The sequence below is a fragment of the Nonomuraea sp. NPDC050663 genome (genome assembly GCF_044456985.1).
In the GTDB taxonomy this organism is placed as follows: Bacteria; Actinomycetota; Actinomycetes; order Streptosporangiales; family Streptosporangiaceae; genus Nonomuraea.
This window is the reverse complement of the sequence record NZ_JBITGL010000002.1, coordinates 484764-501797: the sequence shown is the minus strand read 5'-3', so window position 1 is coordinate 501797 and position 17034 is coordinate 484764. Positions and strand designations below refer to the sequence as shown.

The following is a 17034-nucleotide window of genomic DNA, read 5'->3' as shown; positions in this document are numbered from 1 at the left end:
AGGCTTACCTTCGCAGGCGAACTCCTGATCGCGCGAGTGGAGATACCAGGTGTGAAGTGGATCCTCCATGCCGTCACCGGCATCTTCGTGACCTGGGCGGTTCTCCGCCACTCCCCGCTCGACCACGTGTGGTTGTGGGTGGCGCTGGTGGCCTACACCCCGTACGTCGCCCTGGCGTCGGCGCTGGGGCTGTTCGTGGCGGTGCTGGCGCGGCGGCGGGTGGCGATCGGGGCGATGCTGGTGGCCTCGCTCGCGCTGGCCGCGGCGGTGCTGCCGCGCCACTTCTCCGACGCGGGCGCCGAGCCAGGAGGGCAGCCGTTGCGGGTGCTGGCGATGAACCTGCGGCTGGGAGGCGCCGACGCCGCGGCGGTGCTGGAACTGGTCGAGCGGGTGCGGCCCGACGTGGTGACGGTGCAGGAGCTGACCCCGGCGTCCAAGCGGCGGCTGGGCAGGCTGCTGCCGTACGCGATCGAGCGGGAGACCGGCGGGGCGGTCGGCTCGGCGATCTACGCGCGCCATCCGCTGACGGAGCTGCCGCTGATCGAGTACGGGCACTTCCGCCAGGTCAGGGCGGTGCTCACGCTGCCGGCGGGCCGCCAGGTGGAGGTCGTCTCGGTGCATCCGTGCGCGCCGCACCGGGGTGACCGGCTGCCCTGCTGGCGCACGGGACTGGAGGCGCTGCCGCGGGCGGGCGGCGAGAGACCGGTGGTGCTCGCGGGCGACTTCAACGCGACGCTGGACCATCCGCTGATGCGCGACCTGCTCGACGGCGGATACCGGGACGCGGGTGACGTCACCGGCCGGGGGCTGACGGCGACGTGGCCGATGATGGGCTACGGGGCGGTGCCCGGCGTGACGATCGACCACGTGCTGGCCGACCGCCGCCTGGGCGTGCGCGGCTTCGAGGTGCTCCCGCTGGCGGGCACCGACCACCGGCCGGTCATGGCCGACCTCACGGTGCCGTGATCACCCGCCCGGCGTGGGGCACCACCATCGGCGTCGCGGTGCGCGGGTCGGGCAGCACGTCGCACTCCAGGCGGAAGACCTCGCGCACCAGCTCCGAGGTGACGATCCGCGACGGCGGGCCCTGCGCCACGACCTTGCCGCCGTCCATGACGATCAGGTGCGTGGCGAAGCGGGCGGCCTGGTTGAGGTCGTGCAGCACGGCCACGATGGTCTTGCCCTCGTCGTGCAGGTCGCGACAGAGCTCGAGCAGCTCGTACTGGTGGGAGATGTCGAGGAAGGTCGTCGGCTCGTCGAGCAGCAGCAGGCCGGTCTGCTGGGCCAGCACCATGGCGATCCAGGCGCGCTGGCGCTGCCCGCCGGACAGCTGCCCGGCCTGGGCGTCGGCCAGCTCGGTGAGGCCGGTGCGCTCCAGCGCGGCGGCGATGGCGCCCTCGTCGTCGCGCGACCACTGACGCAGCAGCGTGTGGTGGGGGTACCTGCCGCGCCTCACCAGGCCGGAGACGGTGATGCCCTCGGGGGCGACCGGGTTCTGCGGCAGCAGCGCGACCTTGCGCGCCGCCTCCCTGCCGCGGTAGGACCACAGGTCCCTGCCGTCGAGCTCCACCGTGCCGGAGTCGGGCTTGAGCACCCGGCCGAGCGCCTTGACCAGGGTCGACTTGCCGCAACCGTTCGGTCCGATGATCATCGTGAACTCGCCCTCGGGGATGTCGAGGGTGAGGTCGCCCACGACCGGGGCCGCGCCGTACGAGATCGTCAGGTTCCGGGTGGCCAGCTTCACAGGGTGCCCTTCTTCCACTCGCGGATCAGCAGGTAGCCGAGGTAGAGGCCGCCGAGGGCCAGGGTGTAGATGCCGACGGGCAGGCTGACCGGGATCGGCGCCTGCTGGGCGGCCAGGTCGGCGAGCACCAGCAGGACCGCGCCGGTCAGCGCCGACAGCGTCAGGTGCGGTCCCGGCAGCCGGGTCAGCCTGCGCGCGATCTGGGGCGCGGTCAGCGCGATGAAGGAGATCGGCCCGGCGACGGCGACCGCGCCGGCGCTCAGCACGATCGACAGGGCCACGGCGGCCACGCGCGCCTGCTGCGGCTCCGCGCCGAGCCCGGCGGCGAGTTCGTCGCCGAGCTCCGACATCGTCAGGCGGCGCGACAGCAGCATCACGAAGGGGACGACGACCAGCAGGACCAGCCAGATCGTCGCCGCCTGCTCCCAGGAGCGGGTGTTGAGGCTGCCGTTGACGTAGGCGGTCAGCACGCTGGCCTTGTCGCGTTCGACGGCGTAGACGACGTACTGGATGATCGCGGTGCCGATCGCGAAGACGCCGATGCCCGCGACGATGAGCCGTCCGGGGTGGCGGAAGCCCGTGCCGGTGGAAAAGTAGACCAGGGCCATGGCGGCGACCGCGCCGGCCAGCGCGCCGACCGGCGTCGGGAGCACGCCGGGGAACAGCAGCGCGGCGATGGCGGCGCCGGCTCCCGCCCCGGTGCTGAGCCCGATGACGTCGGGGCTGCCGAGCGGGTTGCGGGTGACGTTCTGGAAGAGCGCGCCCGACAGGCCCAGGGCGGCGCCGACGCCGGCCGCCACGACCAGGCGGGGGCCGCGCAGCCGTTCGAGCACGAACTTCGACTTGCCCGTGGGCGGCCAGCTCGTCAGGTCGGCCGGCGAGACGCCCAGCCGGCCGAGGGTGAGCGTGGCGACTCCTGCGGCCAGCAGCAGCACGACCAGTCCTGCCGCGACGGCCACGGCCCTGCGCGCGATGGGGATGCGGATCATGCGGCCGCCTTCATTCTCCGTACGGCCAGCAGCAGCGCGGGCGCGCCCACGAAGGCGGTCACCACGCCGACCATCAGCTCCGTCGGCGCCAGCACCAGCCGGCCCACGACGTCGGCGAGCAGCAGCAGGGCGGGCCCGACGAGGGCCGAGAAGAGGAGCTGGGCGCGGCTGTCGGTGCCGGCCAGCCAGCGCGAGATGTGAGGCACGGCGAGTCCCACGAAGGCGATGGGGCCCACCGCGGCGGTGGCGGCGGTGCTGAGGAGCACCGCGGCCAGCATGCCGAGCGCGCGGGTCAGCCCGGGGTTGGCGCCCAGCGCCGCCGCCGACTCCTCGCCCAGCGCGAGGGTGTTCAGGCCGGAGCCGAGCACGGCGGCCAGCAGCAGCCCGGCGACGGCCACGGGCAGCACGGAGGTGAGCACGTCGAAGCCGCGCCCGCCGAGCGCGCCCACCACCCAGTAGCGGTAGCTGTCGAAGACCTTGGGCAGGCTGAGCGTGACCGCCTGCACGTAGGCGGTGAGCACGGCGCTGACGACGGCGCCCGCAAGCACCAGCCTGGCCACCCCTGAACCGCCGCCGGACGAGCCGATCACGTGGACCAGGAGTCCGGCCAGCAGGCCGCCGGGCAGCGCCCACCAGACGGCGTTGCCCGACATGCCGAGGAAGGCGATCGAGGTGACGATCGCGGCCGAGGCGCCCGCGGTGACGCCCAGGAGGCCGGGGTCGGCCAGCGGGTTGCGCGTCACGCCCTGCATCAGGGTGCCGGCCACGGCCAGGCAGATCCCGGCGAGCACGCCGAGCGCGGTGCGCGGGTAGCGGCTCTCGATGACGGTGGCGATGTTCGGGTCGGCCGTGCCGGAGAGCACGTCCAGGACGTCGCCGAAGGAGGTGGGGTGGCTGCCGAAGGCGATGCTCGCCAGCATGGCCCCCGCCAGGACGGCGAGGGCCACGATGAGGCGCTTGATCACTTCTTGACGGTGGCGACGGCCTTGTCGATCAGCGGCAGGTACTTGTCCACCACCCACGGGACGGTCAGCGGGTTGATGATCGAGGAGGCGGTGACGAAGGCGGTGTCGTGGCTGTAGACGATGCCGCCTCGCTTGACCGCGGGGATCTCGGCGTAGAGCTTCTGCGCCTCGACCGTCTTGCGGGCCTTCTCGTCCATGTAGAAGGTGAACAGGACGTCGCTGCCCGCGAGCTTCTGGGCGTTCTCCAGGCCGATCAGCGCCGAGTCCGTGCCCTCGGTCTCCTTGAACTCGTCGACGACCGGGTCGACCTTCAGGCCGAGCATCGACAGGAAGGCCACACGCTGCTCGTCGGGCTTGAAGATGCCGAGCGTGCCGGGGCCGGTGTTGTAGATGTAGGAGAAGGAGACGTCCTTGTACTGCGGGCGGGTCGCGCCGGCGTCGGCCAGCTGCTTCTTGACCTGCTCGATGAGCTCGGGACCCTCGGCGGGCTTGCCCAGCGCGGTGGCGACGGTCTCGATCTGCTGGTCCCAGTTGGTGGACCAGGGCAGGTCGGGATAGGCGACCGTGGGCGCGATGTCCTTCAGGACGTCGTACTGCTCCTTGGTGATGCCCGACCACGGGGCGAGGATCACGTCGGGGTCGAGCTCGACGATGGACTCGACGTCGAGGTTCTCCATTCCGGCGAACTGCTTGGGCAGCGTGCCACCGGCCTTGGTGACCGCCTCGTGGATCCACGGCAGGTAGCCGGTCTTGGGGTCGGCGCCCCAGGTGTACTCCTCGATGCCGACGGGGACGACGCCCAGCGCGATCGAGGTCTCCGCGGAGCCCTGTCCGAGCGTGACGACCCGCTTGGGCTCCTCGTTGATCACCGCTTCGCCCAGGGCGTGCTTGATCGTGACGGGGAAGGCGGCCGCTGCCGCGCTGGACTGCGCGGGCGTCGGCGCGGCCGAGGTGGTGGCCTCGGGAGTCGACGAGCAGGCGGTCAGGGAGAGGGCCGCGACGGCGGCAGCGGCCACGTAGCGGTGGAACCTGGGCGACATGAAGATCCTTGCAGTGGGTCAGCCGAACTTAGGGAAGCCTAACGTAGGCAAGGCTTACCTTTGACCCAGAGTGGTCCATATCACCCAGAAATGGACAACTCGCGAAACCGTACGGAGAACCCCTTGCCGACCGGCGCCGCCGCCATGACGCCCGCCAGCGCGGGCTCGCCGGGCGGGAAGTAGGCCAGGCGCAGCATCGTCTCGGCGGGCTCGTCGTCGAGCCCGTAACGCACCGTCACGGCGTCGCCGGTGCGCTCGACGTCGAAGGTCACGCGCTCGGCCATCCGCCCCAGCGGCAGCACCGACCAGTCGGAGAAGTCGCGGGTGACGACGGTGCTCAGGTGCAGGCCGCCGTCGACGTACTCCACCCCCGCCTTGATCCACGAGCGCTCGTCGATGCGCAGAACCACGCCCGCCTGGTCGTACTGCTCGGCGAACTCGCCGGAGAAGGTGGTGCTCAGGCGCAGGTCGCCCGCGCAGACCCGGCCGAACAGGTGGGCCGAGTCGTAGGTGTAGCCGTAGTGGGTGACGCGCCACATGTCGGTGGCGGGATCGCAGAACAGGCGCAGGCCGTCGTCGGCGGCCCACTCTCGCGGCGGATTGACCCATTGCCACCCGGATGCGCCGAACGCCGTGATCATGCGGATCATCCTGCCACGATCGGCCTGCCGTGGTAAGCCGGAAGTTCGCCCCAGGGCCGGGATCCGGTGCGGTCGGTGACGTAGACGGTGGCGGCGTGGCCGAGGGCGCGGCGCAGGGTGCGCTCCAGCGCCCGCGAGGGCACGTCGTGAACGAGATGGCAGAACCGGCCACGCGCCAGCTCGCTCGCCCAGGCGGGCTCGCTCATCGCCTGGTAGGCCGCCAGCGGCCCCTCGAAGGTGACCAGCACGTCGGCGAGGTCGGCGTAGCCGGGATCGGGGTAGACGCCCGGATTCAGGACGATCGTGCCCCGCACCCCCTCGACCAGGTCGCGGTAGTGGTCGAGGCTGTCCTCGTCGGCCGCCGCCTGGTCGAGGAAGACGCCGCGCAGGCCGTACCAGGCGCGGTAGCTGCGCAGATCGGCGCGCACGTCGGACGGCGAGCGCACGCCGAAGTCGGTGTCGACGTAGCCGAGCACCTCGGTGCCCGCGGCCATCAGGCGGCCGATCAGCGGGGCCAGCTCCGGATCCTTGGCGCGCCCCGGGCCGCCGTCGAGGTTGACGACCACCATCCTGGGCGGGTTGGCCAGCAGCCGGCGCCAGGAGTCCGAGGCGGTCGCGGGATGGAAGTAGGCCGGCACGAGAGCGGGCACGGGGGTCGCCGGCGCCTGCCGGGCGCCGCCCCGCTGCCCGGACGGGCGGCTGCCCGGCGCGGTGCCGAGCCGTACGGCCGGCGTGCCTGTCACGTCGTTCCCGTCGGCGAGCTCAGTCATCGGCGACGGATCCCGGGGCGCCCAGCAGCACAATCATCGAACGGTTATAGCGCGCCCGCCTGATCGACCACCGGCGAAGACGGTTACCTGGGGAAATGTCCAAGGGATCATCGGCGCTAGACTGCGCGTGTGCCAGATCCGAAGTTCGAGATCCAGATGTTGCACGACCGGGTCATGATCCGGTTGGAGCAGGAGGCCGAAGAGCGCAGGAGCGGCGCCGGCATCGTGATCCCGGCGACCGTCAAGACGCCCAACCGCCTGGTCTGGGGTGAGGTGTGCGGCACCGGCAACAACGTGCGCCTGGTCAAGGTGGGCGACAAGGTGCTGCTCAACGCGGAGGACCAGCTCGAGGTCGACGTGCACGGCAAGAGCTATCTGGTGATGCGCGAGCGCGACCTGCACGCCGTGGCCACCCAGGAGACCGACCACGGCACGGGCCTGTACCTCTAGCGCTCCAGGAACGTGCGGCCCACCTCGATCAGGTCGATGCCGATGCTCTTCATGCCCAGGTAGATGATCCCGGCCATGGCCGCGAGGGTGACGATGAGCACGAGGATGCGCACGGTCCAGCCCTGCCGCTTGTACCACTCGGTCCAGGCGTGCAGCACGCGCCTGCCGAACGCCAGCACCTTGTGCGCCCAGTCGAACTCCGTGGCCAGCACGGCCAGCCCGGCGAAGACCACCAGCCAGCCGGGGCCGGGGAAGGGCACCATGATGAGCCCGCCCACCACCATGATCGCGCCGATCGTCCCGATCACGATCTTGAGTGTCAGCGCGCCGGTGCGGGTGGAGCGCACGCCGTCGAGCCACGACTGCAGGGGCGAGCGCCGCGCGGCTTCTTCCTTCAGCTCGTCCGCGTTGCCTGTCTCCGAGTTCTTCACGTCCACGCCCCCAGGATACGGGCGAGGCTTGCGGATGGGTTGAGGACGGCTTGGCCGGGTAAAGCTTTCCGCCCTAACCATGGTTTTCGCCCAAATATCGGTTAATGTCTGGCATGCCCCAGGTCAGGATGGAGCCCATGCTCCGCGCCGTCACCGGCCCGATTCGCGTCGCCGCCATCACCGGCGCCGTACTCCCCCACGAGCACCTGCGCACCGACCTGCGCTGGGGCGTGGGCGTCGACTCCGACCCGCACCGCTGGCTCGACGAAGAGCAGGCCGTCACCGGCGAGCTGCGCGACCTTCGCCACTCCGACCAGCTCGGCCTCGTCGTCGAACTCAGCTGCATCGGCATGGGCCGCGACGCCGCCGCCCTCACCCGCATCTCCACCGGCAGCCGCGTCCCCGTCGTCGCCGCCACCGGCCTGTTCACCGAGCCCTTCACCCGGGTCGGCGCCACCGACGTCGACGAGCTCACCGCCCGCCTCATGCACGAGATCACCTCCGGCCTCGACGGCACCGGCGTCTTCCCAGGCGTCATCGGCGAGGTCGGCTGCTGGGGCCCCGAGCTGACCGGCACCGAGGAACGCTGCCTCGTCGCCGCCGCCCGCGCCTCCCGCTCCTCCCAGCTGCCCGTCGCCACCTACGGCCGCGACGGCCTCGGCATCCTCGAGATCCTCCTCGGCGAAGGCCTGCCCGGCTCGCGCGTCAGCGTCTCGTACGCGGGCAACGACCCCGCCGTCCTGCGCAAGATCGCCGAAGCGGGCGCCTACGTCTCGCTCGCCAGCCTCGCCCTCGGCTCCGACCAGGCCGTACGGCTCGCGCTCGACCTCATCGCCGACGGCCACGCCGAACGCCTGCTGCTCAGCAGCGGCGTGAACCGGATGGCGCACATCCAGCGCTACTCCGGCGGCGGATACGCCCACATCTTCCACATCCTGCTGCCGCGCCTGCGCGAGGCCGGGGTGGACGAGGAGCTCATCCGCACCCTCGTGCACGACAACCCGCTGCGGTGGCTGGCCGGGGCCTGACGGCGCGCCGCGGGGGCGGTCGGGAGTGACTAAACTCAAGGCATCATGAGGGCCGCGCGCACCAAGCCGGACGGCCGCCTGCGCACGTCGCTGGCGGCCCTCTCGCGCCTGGGCGACCTTCCCGCCGTCGCCCTGCTCGCCTGGGCGGGCTGGCTGGCCATGCCGTGGTCGTTCAGCGCCCTCGCCCAGGCCCACACCGCCACCGAGACGACCGGCGGCCAGGGAGCCCACGAGACATCGGCCACAGCGGGCGGAACGGGGGCCACAGAGGCGCCCCGCGTCGCCGCCCCGCCCTCGACACACGAGACGGCCCGCGTCACCGCCTCGCCTTCGCCACACGAGACGGCCCTCGTCGCCGCCCGGCCATCGACGTCTGCGACGGCACGCGTCACCTCCCTGCCCTCGACGCACGAGATCGCCCGAGTCCACGCCGTCCCCGCGACGCACGAGATCGGCCGTGCCGCCAACCTCCCCGCGACGCACGAGATCGGCCGTGCCGCCAACCTCCCCGCGACGCACGAGATCGGCCGTGCCGCCAGCCTCCCCGCGACGCACGAGATCGGCCGTGCCGCCGCCCTCCCCGTGACGCACGAGATCGGCCGTGCCGTCGCCCTCCCCGTGGGGGCGTTCCCTGTCGCCCAGCACCCCTCCGTCGGGTCGGTGGGCGGTGGTACGGCGGAGCCCGGCGGGACGGCGGCGGTGCTCAGCGCGGAGCGGGCCAAGCTGGCCGCCGAGGTGCACGACGCGGCCGGTCACGGGTTCGCCGCGATCGCCATGCAGGCCAACATCGCCCTGCGCCTCCTGGAGCAGAACCCCGACCAGGCCCGCGCCTCCCTGGAAGCGATCCGCGACACCAGCACCGACGCCCTGACGAGACTCCGGGGCGCCCTCGACGCCATGGACCCGGCGCCCGGCTCCCGCGTCCCGGACGCCCTCGCCGCCCACGCCGAGCCGGGCGCTCGCGCGGTGCCCGCCGCCCATGCCGTGCCAGGCGTTCACGCCGTGCCCGCCGCCCAAGCCGTGCTCGGTGCCCATGCCGCTCCCGGCGACGCCATCCCCGGCGGCCCCGTGCCCGGCACCGACCTCGCTCGGCTGATCGCCGGGGTGCGCGCGGCCGGGCTGGTGGTGGCCGTCGCGCCCGACGACCCCGTGCCCGCCCACCTCGCCACCCCCGTCTACGGCGTCGTCCGCGAGTCGCTCACCAATGTCCTGCGTCACGCCGGTACGGCAGGCGTCTCCGTCAAGCTGGCTGCCACCCTGGGCGAGTTCGTCGTCGAGGTGGCCGACCAGGGCTGGGCGCTCGTGCCCGCTCCCGAGGGCCGGGGCTTGGCGGGCATGCGTGCTCAGGTCGCCGCGGCGGGCGGGGTCTTCACGGCGGGCCCGCGCCAGGGCGGCGGCTTCCAGGTGATCGCCCGCTTCCCGGCGAAGCCCGCACCCACCCCGACGCCCGCGACCGCCGAGACGAACACCGGGAAGCCCGCACCCATCGCCTCCCCCACGATCTCCACGTGAGCAGTGCCCCCGGCGAGATCACGATCGCCATCGCCGACGATCAGGCCGTCGTGCGGATGGGGCTGCGAGCACTGATCGACAGCGAGCCCGGCCTGCGGGTCGTCGGTGAGGCGGCCGACGGTGGGGCGGCGCTCGACCTGGTGAGGCGGCTGTCGCCGGACGTGCTTCTGCTCGACATCCAGATGCCCGGCAAGGACGGCATCCAGACGCTGCGCGACATCGCCGCCGAGGCGGGTGTGTCGACGCGGGTGGTCATGCTCACGACGTTCGCCCTCGACGAGTACGTCTTCGCCGCGCTGCAGGCGGGTGCGAGCGGTTTCGTGCTGAAGGACAGCCCGCCCGACGAGCTGGTGAACGCGGTGCGGGTGGTGGCGGCGGGTGAGGCGCTGTTGTCGCCGTCGATCACCCGGCGGGTGATCGACAGGTTCGGGGGGCACGGCGCGGCCCCCGTGGACGGGGTCGGCACGTTGACGCCGCGCGAGCGGGAGATGGTCGCCTGGGTGGCCACGGGCCGGTCGAACGAGGAGATCGCCAGGGAGCTGGTGATCAGCCCTGACACGGTGCGCACCCACGTGAGCCGGGCGATGCTGAAGCTTCATGCCCGTGATCGGGCGCAGCTGGTGGTGTTCGCGATCAGGTCGGGCCTGGTGCTGCCGTGACTCAGCGCAGGAAGCCCTCGTAGTTGCGCTGCTGCAGCTGCGCTTCGACCTGCTTGACGGTGTCGAGTCCGACGCTGACCATGATCAGCACCGTGGCCCCGCCGAAGGGGAAGTTCTGCTGGGTCGAGGGGTCGCGCAGGATCGCCATCGCGACGAGCGGCAGCAGCGACAGGATTCCCAGGTAGAGCGCGCCGGGTGCGGTGAGCCGTGACAGGACGTGCGACAGGTAGAGCGCGGTGGGGCGGCCGGGCCTGATGCCGGGGACGAAGCCGCCGAACTTGCGGATGTTGTCGGACACCTCGACCGGGTTGAAGGTGATGGAGACGTAGAAGTAGGTGAATCCGACGATGAGGGTGACGTAGACGGCCATGTAGACGGGGTGGTCGCCGCGTGTCAGGTACAACGCGACCCAGTCGCCGAGCACCGGCTGCAGCAGCACCGGCAGGTAGAGCAGCGACGAGGCGAAGATGACGGGCACGATCCCGGCCTGGTTGACCTTGAGCGGGATGTAGGTGCTGCTCCCGCCGTACATGCGCCGGCCGACCATGCGCTTGGCGTATTGCACGGGGATGCGCCGCTGCGCCTGCTCGACGTAGACGACGGCTGCGACGAGGAAGACGCCGGTGCCCAGCAGCACCACCAGGGCGAACGGGCTGGCGACGTAGATGCTGGCGAGGTAGGACGGGAAGACGGCCACCACCTGGGTGAAGATGAGCAGCGACATGCCGTTGCCGACGCCGCGCTCGGTGATCAGCTCGCCGAGCCACATCACCGCGCAGGCTCCGGCGACCATGGTGACGATGATGACGGCGATCGCCAGCAGGCCGGTGTCGTGCAGGAGCGGCTGGGGGCAGTTCGACAGCAGTTGCCCGCTCTGGGCCATGGTGACGATCGTGGTGGCGTTCAGGACGGCCAGGGCGACGGTCAGGTAGCGGGTGTACTGCGTGATCTTGCGCTGTTCGCCCGCCTTGCGGAGCTGGTCGAGCCTGGGGACGACGGTCGACAGGAGCTGCATGACGATGCTCGCGGTGATGTAGGGCATCACCCCGAGGGCGAACACCGACAGTTTGAGCATCGCGCCGCCGCTGAAGAGCTGGACGATGTCGTAGAAGCCGCCCGACGCCCCGGCCAGGCACTGCCGTACGACCACCACGTCGACGCCCGGAGCGGGGAGCACCTGGCCGAGGCGGAACAGCACGATGATCCCCGCGGTGAAGAGGATCTTCTTGCGCAGGTCGGGCAGGCGCAGGGCACGCATCAGCATGCCGGACAGCCTGGCTTCCCGCCCGGTCGCGGGCGTCCGCCGAGCCGCGGCTTCGCCGTACGCAGATCAGCGTACGGCGGGCCGCGACCAGCGAAGGGACGTCAGGCGGCGAGGGCGCGGCGGGCGTAGGCGCGCACGTCGGCGTCGGGGTCGGCGAGCACGCCGCGCAGGGCGTCGGCCACCTCGGCGCGGTCGGCCCAGCCCGCGAGCGCCTGGACGGCGGCCTTGCGCACGTCGAGGTTGGCGTCGGCGAGCACGGCCGTCAGCGCTCCGGCGGCCAGTGCCGGGTCGGCGGCGGCCAGGCATCGTGCGGCGCCGACCCGTACCTGCCAGCTGCCGTCGGCCAGGGCGGCGACGGCGGCGTCCGCGTCGGGCCTGGACACCGCGCCGAGCGCCTCGAAGGCGGCGGCGCGCACCAGCGGGTCGGCGTCGGCGGTGAGCGTGGTGAGCACCCCGGCCGATTCGGGCTTGCCGATGGTGCCCAGCCCTTTGGCCGCCCAGACGCGGACCTCGCGGGAGGCGTCGGCGGAGGCGGTGGCGACGGCGTCCCAGGCGTCGTGGGAGACCAGGCCGCGCACCGCCTCGATGCGCACCCGGTGGTCGCCGTCGCCCAGGGCGGCGGCGAACAGGGAGGGGAGGCCGAGCCGCAGGGCGCGCAGCACGTCGAGGGCGGTGGCGCGCACCACGGGATCGGCGCCGCCGGTGCCGGCGAGCTCCCGCAGCCCGTCGGCGACGTCGGGGGTGAGCACCTCGACGAGCTCCCGCAGCCCCGAGGCCGCCGCCCGCCGTACCGTGCCGTGGGTGTCGGACAGGGCTCGCACCAGGGCGGGGCCGACCCCGGCCGGGGTGGTCTCGGTGAGGGTGGCGATGGCGGCGCGGCGCACGTTCGGGTCGGCGTCGGTCAGGAAGGGGCGGATCTGCTCCAGGGAGGGCTGTGCTTCGGCGAGGCGGAGCAGCTCCAGGATGCGCGGCGAGCGCGCGACCGGCCCGGTCGAGGAGCCGCGCGCGGTGGCCTGACGGACGGCGACGGCGCTGAAGCTGCCGATGACCTCGGGCTCGGCGGCCACGGGCGTGAACTCGGGCACGGGCACGAGGTACGGCTCGACGGGCCGCTTGATGAACTCCATGCCGGTGTCGCTCTTGCGCAGGTTGAGGTGGAACATCCAGCCGGAGTCGTCGCGCTCGGGCAGGTCGGCCCTGGCGTGGTAGAGCCCCCACCGGCTCTCGGTGCGCACCAGGGAGGAGCGCGCGGCCATCTCGGCGCAGTCGCGGATGAAGCTGACCTCGGCGCAGCGCATGAGCTCGTGCGGGGTCGTGGCGCCCATCGCGGCGATCTCGTCCTTCATGCGCTCGAAGGACTCCAGCGCGATCTCCAGCTTGGCCGAGCTCTTGGGTGGGGCGACGTAGTCGTTGACGAACCGGCGCAGCTTGTACTCCACCTGCTGCTGCGGCGGCCCGCCGGGGTTGCGCAGCGGCCGGTAGATCAGCTCGTGCGCCTCGTCGATCTGGTCCTCCGGCAGATCGCCGCAGGCCTGGAAGTGGGCGGCGGCGTGCTCGCCGGCGAGGTCGCCGTAGACGAACGCGCCGATCATGTAGTTGTGCGGGACGCAGGCCAGGTCGCCCGCGGCGTAGAGGCCGGGCACGGTGGTCTGGCCGTGCTCGTCGACCCACACGCCCGAGGCGGAGTGGCCGCCGCACAACCCGATCTCGGAGATGTGCATCTCCACGTCGTGGGTGCGGTAGTCGTGTCCGCGTCCGGCGTGGAAGGTGCCGCGGGTGGGCCGCTCGGTGGAGTGCAGGATGGTCTCGACCGCGCTGACGGTCTCCTCGGGCAGGTGCGACAGTTTGAGGTAGATGGGCCCGCGCGCGGAGGCGATCTCCTCGGCGACCTCGGCCATCATCTGCCCCGACCAGTAGTCGGAGTCGACGAACCGCTCGCCCCGGTTGTTGACCTGGTAGCCGCCGAACGGGTTGGCGACGTAGGCGCAGGCGGGGCCGTTGTAGTCCTTGATCAGCGGGTTGATCTGGAAGCACTCGATGCCGCTGAGCTCGGCCCCGGCGTGGTAGGCCATCGAGTGGCCGTCGCCGGCGTTGGTGGGGTTCTCGTAGGTGCCGTAGAGGTAGCCGCTGGCGGGCAGGCCCAGCCGTCCGGCCGCGCCGGTGGCCAGGATGACGGCCCCGGCCCTGACCACGACGAAGCGGCCGGAGCGGGTGTCGAACCCGGCCACGCCCACCGCCCGGCCGCCGGAGACGAGGACCCTGACCGGCATGACGCGGTTCTCGATCGTCACCTTCGACCGGATGTCGCGCCGCCGCAGCACCCGGTAGAGCACCTTCTTGATGTCGCGGCCCTCGGGCATCGGCAGCACGTAGCTGCCCGAGCGGTGCACCCGGCGCACGGCGTACTCGCCGTACTCGTCCTTCTCGAACTTGACGCCGTAGCTCTCCAGGCGCTGCACCATGGCGTGGCCGCGCTCGGCGGTCTGGCGGACGGTCTTCTGGTTGACGATGCCGTCGTTGGCGCGGGTGATCTCGGCGATGTAGTCCTCGGGGGTGGCCTTGCCGGGGATGACCGCGTTGTTCACCCCGTCCATGCCCATCGCCAGCGCGCCGCTGTGCCGTACGTGGGCCTTCTCCAGGAGCAGGACCCGCGCGCCGCGCTCGGCGGCGGTGATGGCGGCCATGGTGCCGGCCGTGCCGCCGCCGACCACCAGCACCTCGCACTCCAGCTCGAGCCGGTCGTCCATCTACAACTCCTCCAGGATGCGTTCGCGGGTGGCCGAGGTGAGCACGGTCTTGATGCCGCCGCGCCCGAGGACCGCGACGCGGTCGCCGAGCAGGAGCGCCTCGTCCACGTCGTGGGTGACGAAGACGACGGTGGCGGCGGTGTCGCGCAGCACGTCGAGGAGCAGGCGCTGCATGTCGGCGCGGGTCTGGGCGTCCAGGGCGCCGAACGGCTCGTCCATGAGCACCGCGCGCGGCCCGCCGACCAGCGCGCGGGCCAGCTGGACGCGCTGGCGCTGGCCGCCGGACAGCTCGCGCGGCAGCCGGTCCTCGCGCCCGGCCAGGCCCACGCGCTCGATCCAGGCGCTCACGTCGAGGGGCTTGCGGCGGATGCGCAGCGGCAGCTCGACGTTGCGGCGCACGGTGCGCCAGGGCAGCAGCCCGTCCTCCTGGAAGATCATCGCCCGGTCGGGCGAGGTGCCGCGGATCTCCTCGCCGTCGGCGAGGATCTTGCCCTGGTACGGCTGCAGCAGCCCGGCCAGGGCGCGCAGCAGGGTGGACTTGCCCGAGCCCGAGGAGCCGACGACGGCCAGCAGCTCGCCCGGGGCGACGTCGAGGTCGATGCCGTCGAGCACCGCGCCGTGGCCGTAGCCGAGCCGTACCCCGTCAAGTCTGAACGACAGGCTCATCGGGCCCCCTCCGCTCGCGGCAGCCAGCGGGTGGCGCGGCGGCCGGTCAGCTCGATGGCGGCCGAGGCGAGCCACCCCAGCGCGCCGATGGTGATCATGCCGACGATGACCGCCGGGTAGTCGACGATCGTGTAGGCGTGCCAGGTGCGGTAGCCGACGCCGAAGTCGCCGGAGATCATCTCGGCGGAGATGACGCAGATCCACGCCACGCCCATGCCGACCGACAGGCCGCCGAAGACGCCCGGCAGCGCGCCGGGCAGGATGACGTTGCGCAGCACGTGCAGCCGCCCGCCGCCCATGGTCCTGACGGCGTCCTCCCACAGGGTCGGCAGGGCGCGTACGGCATGGCGGGTGCTGACCATGATGGGGAAGAACGCGGCGGCGCAGGTGATGAAGACGATGCCCTGCTCGTCCTGCGGGAAGAGCAGGATCGCGATCGGCACCAGGGCGATGGCGGGGATCGGGCGGACCGCCTCCAGCACGGGTGTGAGCACGTCGGAGGCCTTGGGCGAGCGGGCGATCAGGATGCCGACGGTGATGCCGGCCGCGGAGGCCAGCGCGAAGCCGGTCAGGATGCGGATGACGCTCTGCAGGAGGTCGAGGTAGTAGATCGGGGTGGTCACCTGCTGGAGCAGTTCGGCGGCGATCTCGCCGAGCGTGGGCAGGCGGTCGAAGCGCAGCCAGAGCACGGCGTCGGTGACGGTCAGCAGCTGCCATGTCCCGGCGGCGGCGAGCAGCGCGAGGATGCGGCGCGCCCAGGCGCTCATCGGCCGTCCCCGCTCGCCTTGAGCGCGTCGGCGTAGGTGATCTCGGTGGCCTCGGGGTGCGCCTTGAGGTGGGCGGCGGCGCCGTCCTGGGTGGTGAACGGCAGGAAGTCGGCGCCGTCGCGCACCCAGACCGCCTTGTCGGCGAACCATCGGGTGCCGGTGGCGGCGTCGGGCACGTAGGCGGCGCGCACCTTGCCGGTGGCCGCGGCGATCTGGCGGAGCAGGCAGGTGGGGCCGGCGGCGGGCTGGGTGTCGGCGGCGCCCTCGATCCACAGCTCCGAGGCCAGGGCCGGGTCGGAGACGGCGGTGCCGCAGACGGGGTCGGTGCCGGTGATCGCGGCCGGGTTCTTCGTGGAGGCGGTGTCGGCGTCGTAGGCCTGGCCGTAGGCCTTGCGCAGGTAGCTGTCGTCGTAGAAGGCGGCCAGGTCGACGGAGCCGAAGTCGGCGCTGATCTGCTTCAGGTACGGCACGTCGTGCTCGTGGGCGGCGCGCAGTTGCGGCTTGAGCGTGGTGTCGAAGGTGGCGATGCCGTTGCGCCCGTTGTAGAGGTAGACGACCTCGGCGGGCAGCCCGGTCTCCTTGGCGACCAGCTCGGCGGACTTGAGGGGATTCTCGTGCAGGTAACGCGTGGCCTCGATCTGCGCCTTGAGGAAGGCGTCGACGACGTCGGGCCGCTCCTTGGCGTAGGCCTTGCGCACGACGGTGCCGTGGAAGGTCGGCACGTCCAGCGCGGAGCCGTCGTAGATCAGCCGCCCCTGCCCCTGGAAGGCCAGCAGCCCCGGCCAGGCGACGAACTGCGCGTAGGCCTGGACGGCGCCCGACTGCAGCGCGGAGGCGCCGACGGGCGGCTGGTGGTTGACGACCTCGACGCCGGTGACGCCCGCCTTCTCCAGCGCCTGGACCAGGGTGCCGTGGCCGGCGGAGCCGACGCTGGCCGAGACCTTGGCTCCCTTGAGGTCGGCGAGGGTCCTGACCGCCGAGTCCGGCGGGACGACGACCATGTTGAGCCCGCCGCGCAGGTTGTAGCCGGTGATCGCGACCACCTGGGTGCTGCCGCCGGAGCGGGAGGCGTTGATCAGCAGCGGGTAGTCGCCCATCGAGCCGATGTCGATCTTCCCGGCGATCATCTGGGCGGTGATGGGAGCGCCGGTGTCGTAGTCCTGCCACGTGATCCGGTAGCCGGGCAGGCGCCTTTCCAGGTAGCCGAGCGAGCGCAGCAGCGTCCCCGCGGTGACGGTGTTGATGGTCTTGGACTGGTAGCCGACGACCAGGGTGGGCTTGTCGGGCTGCGCGGCCTGGGAGACCGAGCAGCCGGTCGCCAGCAGGAGGAGGGCGAGCGTGGTCCGGAGCTTCATGGCGGG

General features: G+C 72.2%; 17 protein-coding genes. 5 read left to right on the top strand and 12 right to left on the bottom strand.

Translation table 11 applies throughout. The features are described from left to right. The first annotated feature begins 51 nt into the window (after positions 1 to 51). A complete protein-coding gene (locus tag ACIBH1_RS07035) occupies positions 52 to 966 on the top strand; it encodes an endonuclease/exonuclease/phosphatase family protein (RefSeq protein ID WP_397312664.1) in 915 nt (304 codons plus the stop codon). On the opposite strand, the gene ACIBH1_RS07030 is transcribed toward ACIBH1_RS07035, so the two are convergent. The 6 genes from ACIBH1_RS07030 to ACIBH1_RS07005 all read right to left on the bottom strand — a co-directional run bounded on the left by ACIBH1_RS07030 (position 953) and on the right by ACIBH1_RS07005 (position 6149). Next, on the bottom strand, positions 953 to 1744 hold the full coding sequence (locus tag ACIBH1_RS07030) for an ABC transporter ATP-binding protein (protein ID WP_397312663.1): 792 nt from the start codon (positions 1742 to 1744) through the stop codon (positions 953 to 955). The genes ACIBH1_RS07035 and ACIBH1_RS07030 overlap by 14 nt on opposite strands. Then, positions 1741 to 2733 carry a FecCD family ABC transporter permease gene (locus tag ACIBH1_RS07025; RefSeq protein ID WP_397312662.1) on the bottom strand — a complete coding sequence of 331 codons (993 nt, stop codon included), beginning with the start codon at positions 2731 to 2733 and terminating at the stop codon, positions 1741 to 1743. The genes ACIBH1_RS07030 and ACIBH1_RS07025 overlap by 4 nt, the downstream gene beginning before the upstream one ends. Beyond that, entirely contained in the window at positions 2730 to 3653 is a 924-nt protein-coding gene (locus ACIBH1_RS07020; protein WP_397313096.1) for a FecCD family ABC transporter permease, read from the bottom strand. The genes ACIBH1_RS07025 and ACIBH1_RS07020 overlap by 4 nt, the downstream gene beginning before the upstream one ends. Positions 3654 to 3694: 41 nt before the next feature. Continuing rightward, a complete protein-coding gene (locus ACIBH1_RS07015; protein ID WP_397312661.1) occupies positions 3695 to 4738 on the bottom strand; it encodes an iron-siderophore ABC transporter substrate-binding protein in 1044 nt (347 codons plus the stop codon). Positions 4739 to 4818: 80 nt separating this feature from the next. Continuing rightward, complete coding sequence (locus tag ACIBH1_RS07010; protein ID WP_397312660.1) at positions 4819 to 5388, bottom strand: DUF1349 domain-containing protein; 570 nt, start codon at positions 5386 to 5388, stop codon at positions 4819 to 4821. Further along, positions 5385 to 6149: a spherulation-specific family 4 protein gene (locus tag ACIBH1_RS07005; RefSeq protein WP_397312659.1), complete on the bottom strand. Its 765-nt coding sequence runs from the start codon at positions 6147 to 6149 to the stop codon at positions 5385 to 5387. The genes ACIBH1_RS07010 and ACIBH1_RS07005 overlap by 4 nt, the downstream gene beginning before the upstream one ends. A 129-nt stretch (positions 6150 to 6278) precedes the next feature. On the opposite strand from ACIBH1_RS07005, the gene ACIBH1_RS07000 reads away from it, so the two are divergent. Further along, positions 6279 to 6599, top strand: coding sequence for a GroES family chaperonin (locus ACIBH1_RS07000; RefSeq protein WP_397312658.1), 321 nt, complete (start codon positions 6279 to 6281; stop codon positions 6597 to 6599). Here the strand turns inward: ACIBH1_RS07000 and ACIBH1_RS06995 are convergent. Then, positions 6596 to 7036: a TIGR02611 family protein gene (locus ACIBH1_RS06995; RefSeq protein ID WP_397312657.1), complete on the bottom strand. Its 441-nt coding sequence runs from the start codon at positions 7034 to 7036 to the stop codon at positions 6596 to 6598. The genes ACIBH1_RS07000 and ACIBH1_RS06995 overlap by 4 nt on opposite strands. A 131-nt stretch (positions 7037 to 7167) precedes the next feature. Between ACIBH1_RS06995 and ACIBH1_RS06990 the strand changes: the two genes are divergently transcribed. The 3 genes from ACIBH1_RS06990 to ACIBH1_RS06980 are packed head-to-tail and all read left to right on the top strand — an operon-like array spanning position 7168 to position 10229. Next, entirely contained in the window at positions 7168 to 8058 is an 891-nt protein-coding gene (locus ACIBH1_RS06990; protein WP_397312656.1) for a phosphotriesterase, read from the top strand. A gap of 45 nt (positions 8059 to 8103) precedes the next feature. Beyond that, a complete protein-coding gene (locus ACIBH1_RS06985; RefSeq protein WP_397312655.1) occupies positions 8104 to 9570 on the top strand; it encodes a histidine kinase in 1467 nt (488 codons plus the stop codon). Beyond that, complete coding sequence (locus tag ACIBH1_RS06980) at positions 9567 to 10229, top strand: response regulator (RefSeq protein WP_397312654.1); 663 nt, start codon at positions 9567 to 9569, stop codon at positions 10227 to 10229. Before ACIBH1_RS06985 ends, ACIBH1_RS06980 begins: the two co-directional genes overlap by 4 nt. Before the next feature lies 1 nt (position 10230). Here ACIBH1_RS06980 and secY read toward each other — a convergent pair whose 3' ends face one another. The 5 genes from secY to ACIBH1_RS06955 all read right to left on the bottom strand — a co-directional run bounded on the left by secY (position 10231) and on the right by ACIBH1_RS06955 (position 17028). Beyond that, entirely contained in the window at positions 10231 to 11502 is a 1272-nt protein-coding gene (gene secY / locus ACIBH1_RS06975; RefSeq protein ID WP_397313095.1) for a preprotein translocase subunit SecY, read from the bottom strand. Positions 11503 to 11594: 92 nt separating this feature from the next. Continuing rightward, complete coding sequence (locus tag ACIBH1_RS06970) at positions 11595 to 14240, bottom strand: fumarate reductase/succinate dehydrogenase flavoprotein subunit (protein WP_397312653.1); 2646 nt, start codon at positions 14238 to 14240, stop codon at positions 11595 to 11597. Beyond that, on the bottom strand, positions 14241 to 14906 hold the full coding sequence (locus tag ACIBH1_RS06965; protein ID WP_397312652.1) for an ABC transporter ATP-binding protein: 666 nt from the start codon (positions 14904 to 14906) through the stop codon (positions 14241 to 14243). It lies immediately after the preceding gene. Next, positions 14903 to 15673: an ABC transporter permease gene (locus ACIBH1_RS06960; protein ID WP_397312651.1), complete on the bottom strand. Its 771-nt coding sequence runs from the start codon at positions 15671 to 15673 to the stop codon at positions 14903 to 14905. The genes ACIBH1_RS06965 and ACIBH1_RS06960 overlap by 4 nt, the downstream gene beginning before the upstream one ends. Further along, positions 15670 to 17028 (bottom strand): ABC transporter substrate-binding protein, encoded by a 1359-nt coding sequence (locus ACIBH1_RS06955; RefSeq protein WP_397312649.1) that lies wholly within the window; start codon positions 17026 to 17028, stop codon positions 15670 to 15672. The genes ACIBH1_RS06960 and ACIBH1_RS06955 overlap by 4 nt, the downstream gene beginning before the upstream one ends. Positions 17029 to 17034 lie beyond the last annotated feature (6 nt).